This window comes from Bacillus sp. FSL K6-1366, from assembly GCF_037976695.1.
GTDB lineage: Bacteria > Bacillota > Bacilli > Bacillales > Bacillaceae > Bacillus > Bacillus subtilis.
On the sequence record NZ_CP150268.1, the window covers coordinates 2,256,184 to 2,277,313 of the forward strand.

The 21,130-nt window shown below is 43.7% G+C and carries 19 protein-coding genes and 2 tRNA genes; all 21 read left to right on the forward strand.

Going from position 1 to position 21,130, the window contains the following annotated elements:
- Positions 1 to 36 precede the first annotated feature (36 nt).
- Entirely contained in the window at positions 37 to 651 is a 615-nt protein-coding gene (locus MHI44_RS11845) for a 50S ribosomal protein L25/general stress protein Ctc (RefSeq protein WP_003243443.1), read from the forward strand.
- A gap of 106 nt (positions 652 to 757) precedes the next feature.
- On the forward strand, positions 758 to 1,324 hold the full coding sequence (pth, locus tag MHI44_RS11850) for an aminoacyl-tRNA hydrolase (RefSeq protein ID WP_003226727.1): 567 nt from the start codon (positions 758 to 760) through the stop codon (positions 1,322 to 1,324).
- A 59-nt stretch (positions 1,325 to 1,383) separates the two neighbouring features.
- The gene (gene fin / locus MHI44_RS11855; protein ID WP_003243417.1) at positions 1,384 to 1,614 is read left to right on the forward strand and encodes an anti-sigma-F factor Fin; all 231 of its coding nucleotides are present in this window, start codon (positions 1,384 to 1,386) and stop codon (positions 1,612 to 1,614) included.
- 69 nt (positions 1,615 to 1,683) lie between these two features.
- A complete protein-coding gene (gene mfd / locus MHI44_RS11860; RefSeq protein ID WP_041850256.1) occupies positions 1,684 to 5,217 on the forward strand; it encodes a transcription-repair coupling factor in 3,534 nt (1,177 codons plus the stop codon).
- A 135-nt stretch (positions 5,218 to 5,352) separates the two neighbouring features.
- A complete protein-coding gene (spoVT, locus tag MHI44_RS11865; protein WP_003218365.1) occupies positions 5,353 to 5,889 on the forward strand; it encodes a stage V sporulation protein T in 537 nt (178 codons plus the stop codon).
- Between the two features lie 181 nt (positions 5,890 to 6,070).
- Positions 6,071 to 7,669, forward strand: a complete 1,599-nt coding sequence (locus tag MHI44_RS11870) for a polysaccharide biosynthesis protein (protein WP_339201987.1) — start codon at positions 6,071 to 6,073, stop codon at positions 7,667 to 7,669.
- Complete coding sequence (gene mazG / locus MHI44_RS11875) at positions 7,659 to 9,128, forward strand: nucleoside triphosphate pyrophosphohydrolase (protein WP_339201988.1); 1,470 nt, start codon at positions 7,659 to 7,661, stop codon at positions 9,126 to 9,128. Before MHI44_RS11870 ends, mazG begins: the two co-directional genes overlap by 11 nt.
- A gap of 2 nt (positions 9,129 to 9,130) precedes the next feature.
- Positions 9,131 to 9,391, forward strand: coding sequence for a S4 domain-containing protein (locus tag MHI44_RS11880; protein WP_003226716.1), 261 nt, complete (start codon positions 9,131 to 9,133; stop codon positions 9,389 to 9,391).
- 78 nt (positions 9,392 to 9,469) lie between these two features.
- Entirely contained in the window at positions 9,470 to 9,772 is a 303-nt protein-coding gene (gene yabP / locus MHI44_RS11885) for a sporulation protein YabP (RefSeq protein WP_003226714.1), read from the forward strand.
- Complete coding sequence (gene yabQ, locus MHI44_RS11890; protein WP_003243260.1) at positions 9,769 to 10,404, forward strand: spore cortex biosynthesis protein YabQ; 636 nt, start codon at positions 9,769 to 9,771, stop codon at positions 10,402 to 10,404. The genes yabP and yabQ overlap by 4 nt, the downstream gene beginning before the upstream one ends.
- A gap of 17 nt (positions 10,405 to 10,421) precedes the next feature.
- Positions 10,422 to 10,799 (forward strand): cell division protein DivIC, encoded by a 378-nt coding sequence (gene divIC, locus MHI44_RS11895; protein ID WP_003243211.1) that lies wholly within the window; start codon positions 10,422 to 10,424, stop codon positions 10,797 to 10,799.
- Between the two features lie 80 nt (positions 10,800 to 10,879).
- Positions 10,880 to 11,266 carry a S1 domain-containing RNA-binding protein gene (locus MHI44_RS11900; protein WP_003218379.1) on the forward strand — a complete coding sequence of 129 codons (387 nt, stop codon included), beginning with the start codon at positions 10,880 to 10,882 and terminating at the stop codon, positions 11,264 to 11,266.
- 168 nt (positions 11,267 to 11,434) lie between these two features.
- Positions 11,435 to 11,511 (forward strand) — tRNA-Met (locus tag MHI44_RS11905).
- A gap of 9 nt (positions 11,512 to 11,520) precedes the next feature.
- Positions 11,521 to 11,592: transfer RNA gene (locus MHI44_RS11910), tRNA-Glu, on the forward strand.
- Positions 11,593 to 11,791: 199 nt separating this feature from the next.
- Positions 11,792 to 14,275, forward strand: a complete 2,484-nt coding sequence (gene spoIIE / locus MHI44_RS11915) for a stage II sporulation protein E (protein ID WP_015253002.1) — start codon at positions 11,792 to 11,794, stop codon at positions 14,273 to 14,275.
- Positions 14,276 to 14,359: 84 nt separating this feature from the next.
- Complete coding sequence (locus tag MHI44_RS11920) at positions 14,360 to 15,097, forward strand: VWA domain-containing protein (protein ID WP_003243782.1); 738 nt, start codon at positions 14,360 to 14,362, stop codon at positions 15,095 to 15,097.
- Positions 15,063 to 16,079: a serine/threonine protein kinase PrkT gene (gene prkT / locus MHI44_RS11925; protein ID WP_032723090.1), complete on the forward strand. Its 1,017-nt coding sequence runs from the start codon at positions 15,063 to 15,065 to the stop codon at positions 16,077 to 16,079. The genes MHI44_RS11920 and prkT overlap by 35 nt, the downstream gene beginning before the upstream one ends.
- A gap of 103 nt (positions 16,080 to 16,182) precedes the next feature.
- Positions 16,183 to 17,601, forward strand: a complete 1,419-nt coding sequence (gene tilS, locus MHI44_RS11930) for a tRNA lysidine(34) synthetase TilS (RefSeq protein WP_167407792.1) — start codon at positions 16,183 to 16,185, stop codon at positions 17,599 to 17,601.
- Entirely contained in the window at positions 17,598 to 18,140 is a 543-nt protein-coding gene (hpt, locus tag MHI44_RS11935) for a hypoxanthine phosphoribosyltransferase (RefSeq protein WP_003226700.1), read from the forward strand. The genes tilS and hpt overlap by 4 nt, the downstream gene beginning before the upstream one ends.
- A 97-nt stretch (positions 18,141 to 18,237) precedes the next feature.
- A complete protein-coding gene (gene ftsH / locus MHI44_RS11940; protein ID WP_003243881.1) occupies positions 18,238 to 20,151 on the forward strand; it encodes an ATP-dependent zinc metalloprotease FtsH in 1,914 nt (637 codons plus the stop codon).
- Positions 20,152 to 20,345: 194 nt separating this feature from the next.
- Positions 20,346 to 21,122 carry a type III pantothenate kinase gene (locus MHI44_RS11945; RefSeq protein WP_010886388.1) on the forward strand — a complete coding sequence of 259 codons (777 nt, stop codon included), beginning with the start codon at positions 20,346 to 20,348 and terminating at the stop codon, positions 21,120 to 21,122.
- Positions 21,123 to 21,130 lie beyond the last annotated feature (8 nt).

Consider the following 21,130-nt stretch of genomic DNA (forward strand, 5'->3'; position numbering starts at 1 on the left):
TAGGACAACTAAAACGACAATAGGATGGTGCTGAATATGGCAACTTTAACGGCAAAAGAAAGAACGGACTTTACTCGTTCGTCTCTTCGGAATATCCGTACTTCAGGACATGTTCCAGGTATCATATATGGGAAGGATACGGGCAACAAACCTGTGTCATTAGACAGTGTGGAGCTCATCAAAACGCTGAGGGACGAAGGCAAAAATGCAGTCATTACGCTTGAGGTCAGCGGAGAAAAACACTCCGTCATGGTAACAGACCTGCAGACGGACCCGCTGAAAAATGAAATCACTCATGCTGATTTTCAAGTAGTTAATATGAGTGAGGACATTGAAGTGGAAGTTCCGATTCATCTGACCGGAGAAGCCATTGGAGTGAAAAACGGAGGCGTACTGCAGCAGCCGTTATATGCACTTACTGTAAAGGCCAAGCCAAAAGCCATTCCGCAAACGATTGAGGCTGATATTTCAAGCCTCGATGTAAATGAAGTACTGACGATTGCGGATTTGCCTGCTGGCGGTGACTACTCCTTTAATCATGAATCAGATGAGGTTGTGGCTTCAATCCTTCCTCCGCAGCAGCAGGAAGCAGCTGAGGTCGATGAAGAGGAATCTGCCGATGCTCAGCCAGAAGGTGAAAACGAACAATAATAGCTTAAGGCGTAACCCTCCCGCGGTTACGTCTTTTGTGCTAGAATGAGAAGAATTATAGCCCGATTATGAAGACGGGAGTTATGTGACTAAGGGAGGATTCGCCATGCTTGTGATTGCCGGTCTCGGAAACCCGGGGAAGAACTATGAAAATACACGGCATAATGTCGGATTTATGGTGATAGATCAGCTTGCAAAGGAATGGAATATAGAGCTGAATCAAAATAAATTTAACGGATTATACGGAACCGGATTTGTTTCCGGCAAAAAGGTTCTACTTGTTAAACCGCTTACATATATGAATTTATCAGGAGAATGTTTGCGGCCTTTAATGGACTACTATGATGTCGATAACGAAGATTTGACAGTCATTTACGACGACCTTGACCTTCCGACTGGCAAGATCCGTTTAAGAACGAAAGGAAGCGCCGGAGGGCACAATGGCATCAAATCACTGATCCAGCATCTTGGAACATCCGAGTTTGACCGTATCCGCATCGGAATCGGCCGGCCTGTAAACGGCATGAAGGTCGTTGATTATGTGTTAGGCTCCTTTACCAAGGAGGAGGCACCTGAGATCGAAGAAGCGGTTGATAAATCTGTAAAGGCTTGTGAGGCTTCTTTGAGTAAACCGTTTTTAGAAGTCATGAACGAATTTAACGCAAAGGTATAAAATGTAACAACAAAGTCCATACTACACCAAAATGACTTTTTCATCAGGAGGTCCCTTGTATGGCTTTGCATTATTATTGTCGTCATTGCGGAGTGAAAGTAGGCAGTCTCGAATCTTCAATGGTATCGACAGACTCACTTGGATTTCAGCACTTAACAAATGAGGAAAGAAACGATATGATTTCTTATAAAGAAAATGGAGATGTCCATGTTTTGACGATATGTGAAGACTGCCAAGAGGCGCTTGACCGAAATCCGCATTACCACGAATATCACACATTTATTCAATAAAAAGCTTTGGTGTAGACACTAGACCAAAGCGTTTTTCTGTTCTCGCAGGAAACAGAGAGGAGGGGCCATATGGACAACATTCAAACCTTTATAAAAGAAAGCGATGACTTTAAATCCATCATCAACGGTTTACACGAGGGCCTGAAGGAACAGCTGCTCGCGGGTCTGTCGGGTTCCGCGCGTTCTGTTTTTACTTCTGCTCTGGCTAATGAAACGAATAAGCCTATCTTTCTCATCACCCATAACTTATATCAAGCCCAGAAAGTAACAGATGATCTGACTTCACTTCTAGAGGATCGGTCTGTCCTTTTGTACCCCGTCAATGAACTCATTTCATCAGAAATCGCAGTTGCAAGCCCTGAATTGCGGGCGCAGCGATTAGATGTCATTAATAGACTAACGAATGGAGAAGCGCCAATTGTCGTTGCTCCGGTAGCGGCAATCAGAAGAATGCTGCCGCCTGTTGAGGTGTGGAAAAGCAGCCAGATGCTCATTCAAGTAGGCCATGATATCGAACCTGACCAGCTTGCCTCACGGCTGGTAGAGGTAGGGTATGAGCGGTCTGATATGGTTTCTGCGCCCGGGGAATTCAGTATTCGCGGGGGAATCATTGACATTTATCCGTTGACTTCAGAGAATCCGGTGAGAATTGAACTTTTTGACACCGAGGTGGATTCAATCCGCAGCTTTAATTCAGATGATCAGCGGTCAATTGAGACCCTTACCTCAATCAATATCGGTCCCGCGAAGGAATTAATTATCAGACCGGAAGAAAAAGCGCGGGCGATGGAGAAAATCGATAGTGGTCTTGCCGCGAGCCTGAAAAAATTAAAGGCTGACAAACAAAAAGAAATACTTCATGCGAATATTTCTCACGATAAAGAACGCTTGTCTGAAGGCCAGACAGATCAGGAGCTCGTGAAGTATCTCTCATATTTCTATGAAAAGCCTGCTAGTTTACTAGATTATACACCTGATAATACACTTCTGATTTTGGATGAAGTCAGTCGGATTCATGAGATGGAAGAACAGCTTCAAAAAGAAGAAGCGGAGTTTATCACAAATCTTCTTGAGGAAGGGAAGATTTTGCATGATATTCGTTTGTCATTCAGCTTCCAGAAAATAGTGGCTGAGCAAAAACGGCCTCTGCTGTACTACTCTTTATTTTTGCGGCATGTACACCATACGAGCCCGCAAAATATTGTCAATGTGTCAGGCCGACAAATGCAGAGTTTCCATGGCCAAATGAACGTGCTTGCGGGCGAAATGGAGCGTTTTAAAAAATCAAATTTCACTGTTGTGTTCTTAGGAGCAAACAAGGAACGTACACAGAAATTGTCATCTGTTTTGGCTGATTATGATATCGAGGCCGCCGTGACAGACAGCAAAAAAGCGCTTGTTCAGGGACAGGTCTATATCATGGAAGGCGAGCTCCAATCAGGATTTGAGCTGCCGTTAATGAAGCTTGCCGTTATTACGGAAGAAGAACTGTTCAAAAACCGTGTAAAGAAGAAGCCGCGAAAACAGAAGCTTACCAATGCAGAACGCATCAAAAGCTATTCTGAGCTTCAAATTGGAGATTATGTCGTTCATATTAATCACGGGATCGGAAAATACCTGGGGATCGAAACTCTTGAAATCAACGGCATTCATAAAGACTATTTAAATATACATTATCAGGGCAGTGACAAGCTTTACGTCCCTGTAGAACAAATTGATCAGGTCCAAAAATATGTCGGCTCCGAAGGAAAAGAGCCAAAGCTGTATAAATTAGGCGGAAGTGAATGGAAGCGGGTCAAGAAAAAAGTAGAGACATCCGTTCAGGATATTGCTGACGACTTAATTAAGCTGTATGCCGAAAGAGAAGCGAGCAAGGGCTATGCGTTTTCTCCTGACCATGAGATGCAGCGTGAATTCGAATCGGCTTTCCCTTATCAAGAGACTGAGGATCAGCTCCGTTCGATTCACGAAATCAAAAAAGACATGGAAAGAGAACGTCCGATGGACCGCTTGCTGTGCGGAGATGTGGGCTACGGTAAAACAGAGGTTGCCATACGTGCCGCGTTTAAGGCGATCGGTGACGGAAAGCAGGTAGCTCTGCTCGTTCCGACAACCATTTTGGCACAGCAGCACTATGAAACCATAAAAGAGCGCTTCCAGGACTATCCGATTAATATCGGCCTTCTCAGCAGGTTCAGAACGAGAAAAGAAGCAAACGAAACAATCAAAGGGCTGAAAAACGGAACGGTTGATATCGTCATCGGGACGCATCGGCTGCTATCAAAGGATGTCGTGTATAAAGACTTAGGGCTCCTCATCATTGATGAAGAGCAGCGTTTCGGTGTAACCCATAAAGAAAAGATCAAGCAAATAAAAGCCAATGTTGATGTATTAACGTTAACAGCAACGCCGATTCCGCGTACGCTGCATATGTCTATGCTTGGCGTAAGGGACCTTTCAGTCATCGAGACTCCGCCGGAAAATCGCTTCCCCGTACAGACGTATGTTGTGGAATATAACGGCGCTCTTGTCAGAGAGGCGATTGAACGTGAGCTTGCACGCGGAGGCCAGGTCTATTTCTTGTACAACCGGGTAGAGGACATTGAGCGGAAAGCGGATGAAATTTCAATGCTAGTCCCTGACGCGAAGGTAGCATATGCGCATGGGAAAATGACAGAAAATGAATTAGAAACCGTTATGCTAAGTTTCCTTGAAGGAGAATCAGACGTTCTCGTCAGCACAACCATTATCGAAACTGGCGTGGACATCCCGAACGTCAATACGCTGATCGTATTTGACGCCGACAAGATGGGACTTTCTCAGCTTTACCAGCTGCGGGGGCGTGTCGGCCGTTCTAACCGTGTGGCGTATGCGTACTTCACGTATCGCCGGGATAAAGTGCTGACAGAAGTGGCTGAAAAAAGGCTGCAGGCTATTAAAGAATTCACAGAGCTAGGTTCCGGTTTTAAAATCGCAATGCGTGACTTAACGATTCGCGGAGCTGGGAATCTTCTTGGTGCCCAGCAGCATGGCTTCATCGATTCGGTCGGATTTGACCTCTATTCACAAATGCTGAAGGAGGCCATTGAGGAGCGTAAAGGAGACACAGCGAAGACAGAGCAGTTTGAAACAGAAATTGATGTCGAGCTTGATGCGTATATTCCGGAAACTTATATTCAAGACGGCAAACAGAAAATTGATATGTATAAACGCTTCAGGTCTGTGGCGACAATCGAAGAGAAGAATGAGCTTCAAGATGAAATGATCGACCGCTTTGGAAACTATCCAAAAGAAGTCGAATACTTGTTTACTGTTGCAGAAATGAAAGTCTATGCGAGACAGGAACGTGTCGAGCTGATTAAGCAGGATAAAGATGCTGTCAGATTGACGATTTCTGAAGAAGCAAGTGCTGAAATTGACGGACAGAAGCTGTTTGAGCTTGGAAATAAATATGGCAGACAAATCGGACTGGGAATGGAAGGGAAAAAACTCAAAATCTCCATACAGACGAAAGGCCGTAGTGCTGATGAATGGCTCGACACCGTGCTGGGCATGCTGAAGGGCTTAAAAGATGTGAAAAAACAAACCATTTCATCAACGTAAATTTTGTTACTCTCTGGTGTATATTACATTTGATGTGACGGATACTAATTTCAAGCGAGGCGGAAGGTACATAAAGTAACTGCTTTAGGTCTTTCCCACATGTATATACCATCAAATGAAAGAGAGGCACCAGAGATGAAAGCAACCGGTATCGTACGTCGTATTGATGACTTAGGTCGGGTCGTGATTCCTAAAGAAATTCGAAGAACTCTGAGAATCAGGGAAGGCGATCCGCTTGAGATTTTTGTAGATCGTGACGGAGAAGTGATTTTGAAAAAGTACTCTCCGATCAGTGAGCTTGGAGACTTTGCAAAGGAGTATGCAGACGCGCTTTACGACAGCCTCGGCCATTCAGTGCTGATTTGTGATCGTGATGTATATATTGCCGTGTCCGGCAGCTCCAAAAAAGATTACTTAAACAAGTCAATCAGCGAAATGCTGGAAAGAACAATGGATCAGCGCAGCTCCGTGCTTGAGAGTGATGCGAAATCAGTACAGCTTGTGAATGGAATTGATGAGGACATGAATTCTTATACTGTCGGCCCAATTGTGGCGAACGGTGATCCGATAGGTGCTGTGGTGATCTTTTCAAAAGATCAGACAATGGGCGAAGTAGAGCATAAAGCCGTTGAAACAGCAGCTGGATTTTTGGCTCGTCAAATGGAACAGTAGGTCTTATTCCTTTCTTCGAAAATAGGTATGTAAAGAACAGCTCTCCTTGGGACGCTGTTCTTTTTCATGCGTGCCGAAAAAGGAATCCAAGGGTTGGGATGTGGTATAATAACCTCGTTTTTATTTGTGCCGCGGTAATACGTGAACCGTATTGCCCCTAACGTTGGGAAGGAGCTTTTGGATGGACGATTCAATAGGCGTTAAACGGCATTGGATTTGGCAGGGGGCTTTTGTTTTAATTCTGGCAGGCGTCATCACAAAAATTTTAAGCGCTGTTTACAGAGTCCCATTTCAAAACATTGTCGGCGATGTTGGATTTTATATATATCAGCAGGTATATCCCTTTCTTGGTATTGCGGTCATGCTGTCCACATCAGGATTTCCAGTCATTATTTCAAAGCTGATGAATGATTATAGTGAAAAAAATCATCACACCATATTAAAAATATCTGCGTTGTTTTTGTCTTTAATCGGTATTTTATTATTTCTTTGTTTATATCTGGGTGCTGTTCCTATTGCACTCTTTATGGGAGATTCGCATCTAGCCGTGTTAATTCAAGTGACCGCGTACGCGTTTCTGCTGTTCCCATTTGTCGCGTTGCTTAGAGGCGGTTTTCAGGGGCGGCACGAAATGCTCCCTTCAGCCTTATCACAGATGACAGAGCAGTTTCTGCGTGTTGCAGTGCTCTTGGGTTTATCATTTTGGCTCGTGAAAAAGGGAGCCTCGCTTTATACTGCGGGAGCGGCAGCCGCTTCAGGCTCTCTTGCCGGAAGTTTGGTTGCATTGATGATACTGAGGTTTTTTTGGTTTAAAACGAATAGAGACAACCAAACGGATAGGCAAAATGAAAATGTCATCACAACAAAAGAATTGACGAAAAAACTGCTTTTATATTCGGTTACAATTTGTGTAAGCAGTTTGCTGCTTTTGTTTATCCAGCTTGTTGATGCTTTGAATTTATATGCATTGCTTTCGGGTGGTGAGGCAAGCGAAGAAGCAAAACGCCTAAAGGGGATCTATGATCGGGGACAACCCTTGCTGCAGCTCGGTTCAATTTTCGCGGTAAGCATTGCGACGTCACTCGTTCCGTATATTTCTATGGCTGTAAAAAACAATGAGCTGAAGATCATGAAAGAAAAAATCACGTCATCTTTGAAACTATGCCTTGTGCTCGGTACAGGCGCATCGGCTGGGTTGATTTGCATTCTAAAGCCGGTAAATATCATGCTGTTTCAAAATGGAGAAGGGACAGGTGCGTTACAAGTATTTAGCTGCTCCATTTTGTTTGCATCTATGGCGGTAACGGCAGCGGCAGTCTTACAGGGAGCGGGTTACACAGTTTTTCCAGCGATAGCGGTGGGCGCGGGTGTTGCGGTGAAATGGGTGTTAAACACACTTTTGGTTCCGCGCTATGGGATTGAAGGCGCATCGCTTGCGACAGCGGCTTCCTTTGCGGCTGTCGCCGGCCTTAACTTGTATCAGCTTCGGCAAAAGGAATGGCTCGATAAGCTTAGAGGCGTTTTGATTCCGATTATTGGATCTGCTCTTTTGATGTCAGCTGTCTTGCTTGCGTATATGCGTTTCTGGACTTTCTTGTTTCCTGCAACAGGAAGAGGAGCGGCTGTGATTGAGAGCCTTTCTGCTGTTGCCATTGGTGGCGCGGTGTTTATTTATTGTATGATGAGATTGGGAATATTTACAGATGAAGAGCTGAACAGTGTGCCATTCGGCAGCAAGTTAAGCAAATTCATGAGAAGGAGAGAACAAAATGGCGGGTAAAATTACAGTCGTGGGACTTGGTGCCGGAGACATGGACCAGTTGACAATTGGTATACACAAGCTGCTGACGAAGGCAGGTACGCTGTATGTCAGAACCAAGGATCATCCTTTAATTGAGGAGCTTGAAAAAGAAACGAAGAACATCCGTTTCTTTGATGATATATATGAGAAACATGATCAGTTCGAGGCGGTATATGAAGAAATTGCAGATATCCTCTTTGAAGCGGCGCGGCGTGAGGACGTGGTTTACGCTGTGCCGGGACACCCTTTTGTCGCAGAAAAAACAGTTCAGCTGCTGACGGAGCGGCAGGAAAAGGAAAATGTTCAAGTGAAAGTCGCGGGAGGACAAAGTTTCCTTGATGCCACATTCAATGCCTTGCAAATTGACCCGATTGAAGGTTTTCAATTTGTGGATGCCGGCACATTGTCCGCGGACGAGCTTGAGCTCAGACATCATCTGATCATATGTCAGGTTTACGACCAAATGACGGCTTCTGAAGTCAAGCTGACATTGATGGAGAAGCTGCCTGATGATTATGAGGTCGTCATTGTGACTGCAGCAGGCAGCCGTGGCGAGGAGATCAGGACAGTGCCATTATTTGAGCTGGACCGCAATGTCGCCTTGAACAACTTAACAAGTGTGTATATTCCGCCGATTAAAGAAGAGAAGCTGCTTTATCACGAATTCTCCACGTTCCGAAGCATCATCAGAGAGCTTCGCGGACCTAATGGATGTCCGTGGGATAAAAAGCAGACGCATCAGTCATTAAAGCAGTACATGATTGAAGAATGTTATGAGCTTCTCGAAGCTATTGACGAAGAAGACACAGACCATATGATCGAAGAGCTTGGCGACGTTTTGCTTCAGGTCTTGCTTCACGCGCAAATTGGTGAAGATGAAGGTTATTTCACAATTGATGATGTCATAAAAGGAATCAGTGAAAAAATGGTCCGAAGACATCCCCATGTGTTTAAAGATGTTAAGGTTCAGGATGAAAACGATGTTTTGGCCAATTGGGAAGATATAAAAAAGGCCGAAAAAAATACATCTGAATCATCGTTACTAGACAGCGTGCCGAAAACCCTTCCAGCTCTTTCGAAAGCTGCTAAATTGCAGAAAAAAGCAGCGAAGGTTGGTTTTGACTGGGAAGACGTCAGCGATATTTGGGAAAAGGTAAGTGAGGAAATGAAGGAATTTTCTTCTGAGGTTTCTGAAGCTCCTCACGAACACAATCTTAAAGCTGAGTTTGGCGACATTTTGTTCGCGCTGGTGAATGTAGCCCGCTTCTACAAAATAGAGCCAGAGGAAGCGCTGACCATGACTAATGACAAATTCCGGAGACGGTTCTCGTACATTGAGGAAACAGCGAAGGAAGAGGGAGTCGAGCTGGCTGATATGTCCCTTGAGGACATGGACAAACTGTGGAATGAAGCAAAAGAAACTGAGAGGAGATCATAGATATGAGATTAGATAAATTTTTGAAAGTATCACGGCTGATCAAACGGCGTACACTAGCGAAGGAAGTAGCTGACCAAGGACGAATCTCTATTAACGGAAACCAAGCTAAAGCAAGCTCTGACGTAAAACCGGGAGATGAACTAACGGTCCGCTTCGGCCAAAAGCTTGTAACGGTTCAAGTTAATGAATTGAAAGACACGACGAAAAAAGAAGAAGCTGCAAACATGTACACGATTCTAAAAGAAGAAAAACTCGGCGAATAGGCTTGTTCTAAAAAAATCCCCTACCTCATACAATGCAGTAATAATGCTAAAAGTATCGAGGATATGGGGGCTGAATAGATGAATTCATATTATGATCAAAAAGGTTCTTCGTCTGTTCCGGAACAGCATGATGTGACAATGAAAGGCCGGAAGCATTTAGATATTTCTGGGGTTAAGCATGTGGAGAGTTTTGATAACGAAGAATTCCTGCTGGAAACGGTGATGGGAATGCTCTCCGTCAGAGGCCAAAACCTGCAGATGAAAAATCTTGATGTGGAAAAAGGGATTGTTTCGATTAAAGGCAGGGTATTTGATTTAGTGTACTTAGACGAACAACAAGGGGATAAAGCTAAAGGGTTTTTTAGCAAGTTGTTTAAATGACGCTGACGACACAATTCTATACAATGCTGGCGATGTCCGGTATGGGTCTCTGGCTTGGTGCTTCGCTTGATACATACCGGCTCTTTGTCATTCGTGCCAAAACAGCCAGATGGCTATTATTTATTCATGATATTCTTTTCTGGATTATGCAAGGGCTGCTTTTCTTTTATGTCTTGCTTCATGTAAATGAGGGAGAATTCAGGATTTACATCTTTTTAGCGGTTCTGCTGGGCGTTGCGACGTATCAGAGCCTTTGCAAACGAATCTATATAAAAATACTGAAATTCGTCATTTACCTTGTTGTTTCTGTTTATCAATTCTTCAAAAAACTCATTCAGCACGTGTTATTTCGTCCTATTGTGTGGACATGCGGAGCGATCATCTGGCTGGCGGCATTTTTATTCAAGAAAACATACAGCCTGATAGGTTTTCTCCTGCTGTGTCTATATAAAATAGTCATGGTTCTGTGTTTTCCGATCCGTTTTATCGCGAAACAATGTTTGAAACTTCTTCCTGTGAAAATGCGTCTAACTTTTAGACGTTATTTTGAAAAAGGTGCAGGATTTCTCAAAAAGAAGAAGAAACTATTGATAACCATAAGAACGACCATCACACGGTTTTTGAAGAGATGAAAGGAGGACCGTCTGGTTTGAATTTTTCCAGGGAACGAACGATAACTGAAATACAAAACGACTATAAAGAACAAGTAGAACGGCAAAATCAGCTGAAGAAACGAAGACGCAAAGGGCTGTACAGACGGTTAACTGTATTCGGCGCCCTAGTATTCCTGACGGCAATTGTGCTGGCAAGCTCTGTATGGTCCCAAACATCTTCCCTTAGTGCAAAAGAAGAAAAGAAAGAACAGCTTGAAAAAGAACTGAAAAGTTTAAAGACAAAACAAACGGATTTAAAAGAAGAAATATCCAAATTGAAGGATGAGGATTACGTCACAGAGCTTGCCAGAAGGGACTTATTCATGTCTGGAGACGGAGAAATTATCTTCAATGTGGAGAAGAAGAGCAAGTAGCCTTGTTGACACTTAAATTTTTATTTAGGTATAATTAAGCAAACGATCTTTTTATAAGCCTAAGGAGGAGCACTTTTTTTATGTCGATTGAAGTTGGCAGCAAGTTGCAAGGGAAAATTACAGGTATTACAAATTTTGGAGCATTTGTTGAATTGCCTGGAGGCTCAACCGGTCTCGTTCACATTAGTGAGGTAGCTGATAATTATGTCAAAGACATTAACGACCACTTAAAAGTCGGCGACCAAGTTGAAGTGAAAGTCATCAACGTTGAAAAAGACGGGAAAATTGGTTTATCTATTAAAAAAGCTAAAGACCGTCCGCAAGCCAGACCTAGAAATGATTTCCGTCCGAAAGAATCTTTTGAACAGAAAATGAATAAGTTTTTAAAAGACAGCGAAGATCGCTTGTCATCTTTAAAACGCAATACGGAATCAAAACGTGGAGGGCGCGGAGCAAGAAGAGGATAACTTGCTGCTTTCTATAAAATAAATGAAGCATCCGTTCATCCCGACGGATGCTTTTTTATTATCCTCATTCTCTTTAAGAGTCAGAAAATTACAACATTAAAGTTTCTGTTGACGAAAGAGACAAACCTTTGTATTATATAACTTGTGCTTAGAAGCACAAAACAATATGGCGGTGTAGCTCAGCTGGCTAGAGCGTACGGTTCATACCCGTGAGGTCGGGGGTTCGATCCCCTCCGCCGCTACCATATTTGTTTGGCCCGTTGGTCAAGCGGTTAAGACACCGCCCTTTCACGGCGGTAACACGGGTTCGAATCCCGTACGGGTCATCCTAAAAAATCGGTTTCTCTTGCAGAAGCCGATTTTTTTCATTTTTAGACAACATTCCGGAAATTCTTTTCATAAACGAATATCAAGGCAGAAACCGTCGAAGATTTCTTTGGTATTGTTACCTTCTTTTGACAAAATCCTATCTGTGCTTTCGCTATAATGACAGGCAACGAATATAACAGGTGGGAGATGAGAGGAATGGAAAAAGCAGAAAGAAGAGTGAACGGGCCAATGGCGGGACAAGCTTTGGAAAAACTCCAATCGTTTTTTAACAGGGGCACGAAGCTGGTGACTCATCATTTGCATTCACTGTTTTTCTATAAAGGATTCATTTATGTTGTCATCGGATTTTTGCTTGGACGGGCTTTCATATTATCCGAGGTGCTTCCTTTCGCACTTCCTTTCTTTGGAGCGATGCTTCTCATCAGAAGAGACAAAGCGTTTTATGCGGTTTTGGCTGTGCTTGCAGGTGCGCTGACCATATCTCCAAAGCACTCATTGCTCATACTGGCGGCATTGCTGGCATTCTTCGTATTTTCTAAAGTGGCTGCCTTCATTACCGACGATCGTGTAAAAGCACTCCCGATTGTCGTGTTCTTCTCGATGGCTGCAGCAAGAGCCGGGTTTGTTTATGCCCAAAATGGCGTATTTACAACCTATGATTATGTAATGGCTATCGTTGAGGCTGGACTGTCGTTTATCTTAACACTGATTTTCCTTCAGAGCCTTCCGATTTTTACTGTGAAAAAAGTGAAACAATCATTAAAAATAGAGGAAATCATTTGCTTTATGATTCTTATTGCCTCTGTTTTAACGGGGCTGGCCGGCTTGTCCTACCAAGGGATGCAGGCAGAACATATATTGGCTCGTTATGTTGTATTGAGTTTTTCCTTTATTGGCGGAGCAAGCATCGGCTGTACGGTTGGTGTTGTGACCGGCCTGATTCTTGGCTTGGCGAATATCGGAAACCTATATCAAATGAGTCTGCTTGCTTTTTCCGGTTTATTGGGCGGTTTGCTGAAGGAAGGAAAAAAAGCGGGTGCAGCAATCGGTCTGATCGTTGGATCACTTCTTATATCTTTATATGGTGAAGGCTCTGCCGGTCTGATGACCACGCTCTATGAGTCATTAATCGCAGTCGGCCTGTTTTTGCTCACACCTCAATCTATTACAAGGAAAGTGGCGAGATATATTCCGGGAACTGTCGAGCATCTTCAAGAGCAACAGCAATACGCTAGAAAAATCCGAGATGTCACTGCTCAGAAGGTAGACCAGTTCTCCAATGTATTTCACGCGCTGTCTGAAAGCTTTGCAACCTTTTACCAAGCATCAGACGAACAGACAGATGACAGTGAAGTTGATCTGTTCTTAAGCAAAATCACGGAGCATTCCTGTCAGACGTGCTACAAGAAAAACAGGTGCTGGGTACAGAACTTTGATAAAACATATGATTTAATGAAACAAGTTATGCTTGAAACAGAGGAAAAAGAATATGCATCAAACCGAAGGCTGAAAAAAGAGTTTCAACAGTATTGTTCTAAATCCAAGCAGGTTGAAGAGCTGATTGAGGATGAGCTCGCACATCACCATGCCCATTTGACTCTCAAGAAAAAAGTCCAGGACAGCAGACGCCTTGTTGCTGAACAGCTTTTAGGCGTTTCTGAGGTTATGGCCGACTTTTCTCGGGAAATAAAAAGAGAGCGAGAACAGCACTTTTTGCAGGAAGAGCAAATCATAGAAGCGCTTCAGCATTTCGGAATTGAGATTCAGCATGTCGAGATCTATAGTCTTGAACAAGGAAATATCGATATTGAAATGACCATTCCGTTCAGCGGACATGGAGAAAGTGAAAAAATCATTGCCCCTATGCTGTCTGACATTCTGGAGGAACAAATTCTTGTGAAAGCCGAACAGCACTCTCCGCATCCGAATGGATACAGCCATGTCGCCTTTGGATCAACAAAATCATACAGGGTGTCCACGGGAGCTGCTCACGCTGCGAAGGGCGGCGGCCTTGTCTCCGGCGACAGCTACAGCATGATGGAGCTTGGAGCCAGAAAATATGCTGCAGCAATCAGTGACGGAATGGGCAATGGCGCAAGAGCGCACTTTGAAAGCAATGAAACGATCAAGCTTCTTGAAAAAATCCTTGAATCGGGAATTGATGAAAAAATAGCAATTAAAACGATCAACAGCATACTGTCTCTAAGGACAACTGACGAAATATATTCCACGCTTGACCTGTCTATTATCGATCTTCAAGATGCCAGCTGTAAATTTTTGAAGGTTGGATCGACGCCTAGCTTTATCAAACGGGGTGACCAGGTCATGAAAGTTCAAGCGAGCAATCTGCCAATCGGTATTATTAATGAATTCGATGTGGAGGTTGTGAGTGAACAGCTGAAAGCGGGTGACCTCTTAATTATGATGAGTGATGGCATTTTTGAGGGGCCTAAGCATGTGGAAAATCACGACTTATGGATGAAACGTAAAATGAAAGGGTTGAAAACAAATGACCCGCAGGAGATTGCCGATTTGCTTATGGAAGAAGTCATCCGCACAAGATCCGGCCAAATTGAGGACGATATGACTGTTGTTGTTGTCCGGATTGATCACAATACACCGAAGTGGGCATCCATTCCTGTTCCGGCAATCTTTCAAAACAAACAAGAAATTTCATAACGCTTCCGTATAAATCAAATTTCTTCTGGCGAAGATGGGAATATATGAATCTGAGAATCCTCGTATTCTCCAGGAGGAATGAATGTGAACAACGGACATTTAAATCAAATTTTGCTGATAACGGATGGCTGCTCAAACCATGGGGAAGACCCGCTTGCAATGGCTGCTTTTGCTAAAGAGCAGGGGATTACGGTAAATGTCATTGGTATAATGGAAGAAAATCAAATTGACCCTGAGGCAATGAAGGAAGTCGAAGGGATTGCACTTGCCGGAGGAGGCGTGCATCAAGTCGTTTATGCATCTCAGCTTTCACAAACTGTTCAAATGGTAACAAAAAAAGCGATGACGCAAACCTTACAAGGTGTAGTCAATCAAGAACTGAAACAGATTCTCGGAAAGAATGTGGAAATGGAAGAGCTTTCCCCGGAAAAACGCGGCGAAGTCATGGAAGTGGTAGACGAGCTTGGAGAAACGGTGCATCTTCAGGTTTTGGTTCTTGTTGATACAAGTGCAAGTATGGCGCCAAAGCTTCCAACAGTAAAAGAGGCACTGATTGATTTGTCTGTAAGCCTCAATTCTCGAATCGGGAATAACGAATTTGCGATGTGTATATTTCCCGGGAAAAAACAAGAGGTCGAGCTTGTGCTGAACTGGACACCGAAGCTGCAATCTCTTTCCACACTCTTTGCAAAGCTTTCGACAGGCGGCATCACGCCGACAGGTCCGGCAATTCGTGAAGCGACACTGCAGTTTGAAAAAATACGCTCAAGAAGGGGCATGCTGGCAGATGATGAACGACGCTTTGACGAGTTTGGCATGTAGCCTCAAGCCGGGTACGATAATCAAAGGCAAGTGGAATGGAAACACTTATACATTGCGTAAACAGCTTGGTAAAGGGGCCAATGGAATTGTGTATTTGGCAGAAGCATCAGATGGACATGTTGCCTTAAAGGTGAGTGATGACAGCCTGTCTATTACTTCTGAAGTGAATGTCTTGAAATCTTTCTCAAAGGCCCAGTCCGTTACGATGGGGCCTTCTTTTTTTGATACGGATGATGCTTATATTCCCGGTACCAATACGAAAGTTTCATTTTATGCAATGGAATACATAAAAGGGCCGCTGCTTTTGAAGTATGTCAGTGATAAAGGAGCAGAGTGGATACCTGTATTAATGATTCAGCTGTTATCCAGCTTATCGGTGCTTCACCAGCAAGGATGGATATTCGGCGATCTTAAACCTGATAATCTGATCGTAACTGGTCCGCCCGCAAGGATCCGCTGCATTGATGTGGGCGGCACGACAAAGGAAGGCCGGGCGATAAAAGAGTATACGGAGTTTTATGACAGAGGCTATTGGGGGTATGGAACAAGAAAGGCAGAGCCATCCTATGATCTGTTCGCAGTTGCCATGATTATGATCAACAGTGTGCATAAAAAAGAATTTAAGAAAACGAACCAGCCCAAAGAACAGCTTAGGTCTCTCATCGAAGGAAACCCGCTGCTTCAAAAGTATAAAAAAGTGCTTTTTTCAGCCTTGAACGGAGATTATCAATCCGCAGATGAAATGAAAAAGGATATGCTGGACGCGGGGCAAAAAGCAGCACAAAGAAAACAGCCTATAAAAGCATCACCGCAGCCTGCCACACGACAAAGACAGCAAAAACCGCGCCAAGGAAAAATAACGAAGACGCGATATACCCCAAAACAGAAACCGGCTAAGTCAGGGGGGTTATTTGAAACAACGCTGATCGTGATCAGTGTTTTAGCGCTTTATTTCGCCTATATTATCTTTTTCTTAATCTGAATGGTGCAAACTGCAGAGCCTATGCTTCTTCTTTGCTTGGAGGGGTTGAAAGTGTTAGGATATGAATATCTTTAAAATACCTGCTCATTGTGAGGAGGACATTGTGAAAAGTGTCAAAGATTTTTTAAACAAACACAATCTTACGTTAAAAGGGGCGACGATCATTGTAGGCGTTTCTGGCGGTCCGGACTCAATGGCTCTTCTTCACGCGTTGCATACGTTATGCGGCCGTTCAGCGAATGTTATTGCAGCTCACGTTGACCATCGGTTCAGAGGTGCGGAATCCGAAGAGGACATGCGTTTTGTCCAAGCTTATTGTAAAGCTGAACAGCTCGTGTGCGAAACGGCTCAAATCAATGTAACCGCATATGCACAGGAAAAAGGACTCAATAAGCAGGCTGCAGCACGCGATTGCCGCTACCAGTTTTTTGAGGAAATCATGTCGAAGCACCAAGCGGACTATCTGGCTCTTGCGCATCATGGTGATGACCAGGTTGAAACAATGCTTATGAAACTGGCTAAGGGTACGCTTGGAACGGGACTTGCGGGAATGCAACCGGTTAGACGTTTTGGGACGGGGCGGATTATCAGGCCGTTCTTAACCATTACAAAGGAAGAGATCCTTCACTATTGCCGTGAAAACGGCTTGAGCTACCGGACGGATGAAAGCAACGCCAAAGATGACTACACAAGAAACAGATTCAGAAAAACAGTGCTCCCGTTTATGAAGCAGGAATCTCCGGATGTGCATAAAAGGTTTCAGAAAGTGAGTGAAGCACTGACGGAAGATGAGCAATTCTTACAGTCATTAACGAAAGATGAAATGAATAAAGTAATCACAAGCCAGTCTAATACATCAGTTGAAATCAATTCCTCTCAATTGCTTGCCCTCCCGATGCCTTTACAAAGAAGAGGAGTTCAACTAATATTAAACTATCTTTATGAAAACGTTCCATCATCCTTTTCAGCCCATCACATTCAGCAGTTTCTCGATTGGGCGGAAAATGGCAGTCCTTCAGGAGTACTGGACTTTCCGAAAGGACTGAAGGTGGTCAAATCATATCAGACATGTTTGTTTACATTTGAACAATGGCAGTGCAAAAATGTTCCCTTTGAATACCAAATTAGCGGAGCTGCTGATGAAACGGCAGTGCTCCCTAATGGATATCTGATAGAGGCAAGGCATTATGCGGACTCGCCTGAAGAACATGGGAATGCTGTTTTTATCACAAGTGAAAAAAAGGTGCGATTTCCCTTAACAATCCGGACGAGAAAAGCTGGAGACCGGATCAAACTAAAAGGGATGAACGGCTCAAAAAAGGTAAAGGATATATTTATTGATAAGAAATTGCCTCTCCAAGAAAGAGACAACTGGCCGATTGTGACGGACGCAAGCGGTGAAATTATCTGGATACCTGGCTTGAAAAAATCAATTTTTGAAGATCTTGTGATTCCAAACAGCGACCGCATTGTATTACAATATAGACAGCATGAAAAGTGTAGGGGGCAAGCAAAATCATGATGAAACATGATATCGAGAAAGTACTGATCTCAGAGGAAGAGATACAAAAGAAAGTAAAAGAGTTAGGTGCAGAATTAACGAGCGAGTATCAAGATACATTTCCGTTGGCAATCGGTGTGTTAAAAGGAGCACTTCCTTTTATGGCGGATCTTATCAAGCATATTGATACATATTTGGAAATGGATTTCATGGATGTATCAAGCTACGGAAATTCTACGGTTTCTTCTGGAGAAGTAAAAATCATTAAAGATTTGGATACATCTGTAGAGGGCCGGGACATCTTAATTATTGAAGATATCATCGACAGTGGGTTAACCTTAAGTTATCTCGTAGAGCTCTTCCGATACCGTAAAGCAAAATCAATTAAGATTGTTACCCTTTTGGATAAACCGAGCGGAAGAAAAGCGGACATCAAAGCAGACTTTGTCGGTTTTGAAGTTCCTGACGCGTTTGTAGTGGGTTACGGACTTGATTATGCTGAGCGCTATCGCAATCTGCCTTATATCGGAGTGTTAAAACCGGCAGTTTATGAAAGCTGATCGGCAGCCTGCTTCCGAGATGGTTATTGTTTGTATTGGAATGATTTTCTATGGTACTATTGAACATAGTTGTGCTTACTGTGGGAGGAGGTAAGGAATGAATCGGGTCTTCCGTAATACCATTTTTTATTTACTTATTTTATTAGTAGTAATCGGGGTTGTGAGCTACTTCCAGACCTCAAATCCGAAAACAGAAAATATGTCGTACAGTACGTTCATCAAAAACCTGGATGACGGGAAAGTTGATAGCGTATCGGTTCAGCCTGTCAGAGGTGTTTATGAGGTAAAAGGGCAGCTGAAAAACTACGACAAAGATCAATACTTTTTGACTCATGTTCCTGAAGGAAAGGGAGCAGACCAGATATTTAACGCTTTGAAAAAGACAGACGTAAAGGTTGAGCCCGCGCAAGAAACAAGCGGATGGGTGACGTTCCTGACGACCATCATCCCATTTGTCATTATCTTTATTCTGTTTTTCTTCCTGCTCAATCAGGCTCAAGGCGGCGGCAGCCGTGTCATGAACTTTGGCAAGAGTAAAGCGAAGCTGTATACAGAGGAAAAGAAACGCGTCAAATTTAAAGACGTTGCAGGGGCTGACGAAGAAAAGCAAGAACTTGTTGAAGTTGTTGAGTTTCTGAAAGATCCCCGCAAGTTTGCCGAGCTCGGCGCCAGAATACCGAAAGGCGTGCTTTTAGTCGGACCTCCGGGTACCGGTAAAACATTGCTTGCCAAGGCTTGTGCAGGAGAAGCCGGCGTACCTTTCTTCAGCATCAGCGGATCTGATTTCGTTGAAATGTTTGTAGGGGTCGGTGCTTCCCGTGTGCGTGACTTGTTTGAAAATGCGAAAAAGAATGCGCCTTGTTTGATCTTCATTGATGAAATTGACGCAGTCGGACGCCAGCGTGGCGCTGGTCTCGGCGGTGGACACGATGAACGTGAACAGACGCTAAACCAATTGCTTGTTGAAATGGACGGATTCAGCGCTAATGAAGGAATTATCATCATTGCTGCGACGAACCGTGCGGACATCTTGGACCCAGCCTTACTTCGTCCGGGACGTTTTGACCGTCAAATCACAGTGGACCGCCCAGATGTCATTGGCCGTGAAGCTGTATTGAAAGTCCATGCGAGAAACAAACCGCTGGATGAAACGGTTAACCTAAAATCAATTGCCATGAGAACACCAGGCTTCTCAGGCGCTGACTTAGAAAACCTCTTGAATGAAGCTGCGCTTGTAGCGGCTCGTCAAAACAAGAAAAAAATCGATGCGCGTGATATTGACGAAGCGACGGACCGTGTAATTGCCGGACCCGCTAAGAAGAGCCGCGTTATCTCCAAGAAAGAACGCAATATCGTGGCTTATCACGAAGGCGGACACACCGTTATCGGTCTCGTTTTAGATGAGGCAGATATGGTTCATAAAGTAACGATTGTTCCTCGGGGCCAGGCTGGCGGTTATGCTGTTATGCTGCCAAGAGAAGACCGTTATTTCCAAACAAAGCCGGAGCTGCTTGATAAAATTGTCGGCCTCTTGGGCGGACGTGTTGCTGAAGAGATTATCTTCGGTGAAGTCAGCACAGGGGCGCACAATGACTTCCAGCGTGCGACGAATATTGCAAGACGAATGGTTACAGAATTCGGTATGTCAGAAAAACTGGGACCGTTGCAATTTGGACAGTCTCAGGGCGGTCAGGTATTCTTAGGCCGTGATTTCAACAACGAACAGAACTACAGTGATCAAATCGCTTACGAAATTGATCAGGAAATTCAGCGCATCATCAAAGAATGTTATGAGCGTGCGAAACAAATCCTGACTGAAAATCGTGACAAGCTTGAATTGATTGCCCAAACGCTTCTGAAAGTTGAAACGCTTGACGCTGAACAAATCAAACACCTTATCGATCATGGAACATTACCTGAGCGTAATTTCTCAGATGATGAAAAGAACGATGATGTGAAAGTAAACATTCTGACAAAAACAGAAGAAAAGAAAGACGATACGAAAGAGTAATTCGCTTTCTTTCTAAAAAAACTGCCGGCTGACGCTGGCAGTTTTTTTATGTAAATTATGGGCTCAGGTGCGGCTTTTGCAATCATCCAATTCTGGTATCGATTTGTTTACAAATGAGCCGCTGATCGTGTATGGTATTGTAGAATGTTTGTAAAAAGTAAAGTAGAGAAACTATTCAAAAGTGGTGATAGAGGTTGTTACTGGTTATCGATGTGGGGAACACCAATACTGTACTTGGTGTATATCATGATGGAAAATTAGAATATCACTGGCGTATAGAAACAAGCAGGCATAAAACAGAAGATGAGTTTGGGATGATTTTGCGCTCCTTATTTGATCACTCCGGGCTTATGTTTGAACAGATAGATGGCATTATTATTTCGTCAGTAGTGCCGCCAATCATGTTTGCGTTAGAAAGAATGTGCACAAAATACTTTCATATCGAGCCTCAAATTGTTGGTCCAGGTATGAAAACCGGTTTAAATATAAAATATGACAATCCGAAAGAAGTGGGGGCAGACAGAATCGTAAATGCTGTCGCTGCGATACACTTATACGGCAATCCATTAATTGTTGTCGATTTCGGAACCGCCACAACGTACTGCTATATTGATGAAAACAAACAATACATGGGCGGGGCGATTGCCCCTGGGATTACAATTTCGACAGAGGCGCTTTACTCGCGTGCAGCAAAGCTTCCGCGTATCGAAATCACCCGGCCCGACAATATTATCGGAAAAAACACTGTTAGCGCGATGCAATCTGGAATTTTATTTGGCTATGTCGGCCAAGTGGAAGGAATCGTTAAGCGAATGAAATGGCAGGCAAAACAGGAACCAAAGGTCATTGCGACAGGAGGCCTGGCGCCGCTCATTGCGAACGAATCAGATTGTATAGACATCGTTGATCCATTCTTAACCCTAAAAGGGCTGGAATTGATTTATGAAAGAAACCGCGTAGGAAGTGTATAGGAGGTTTA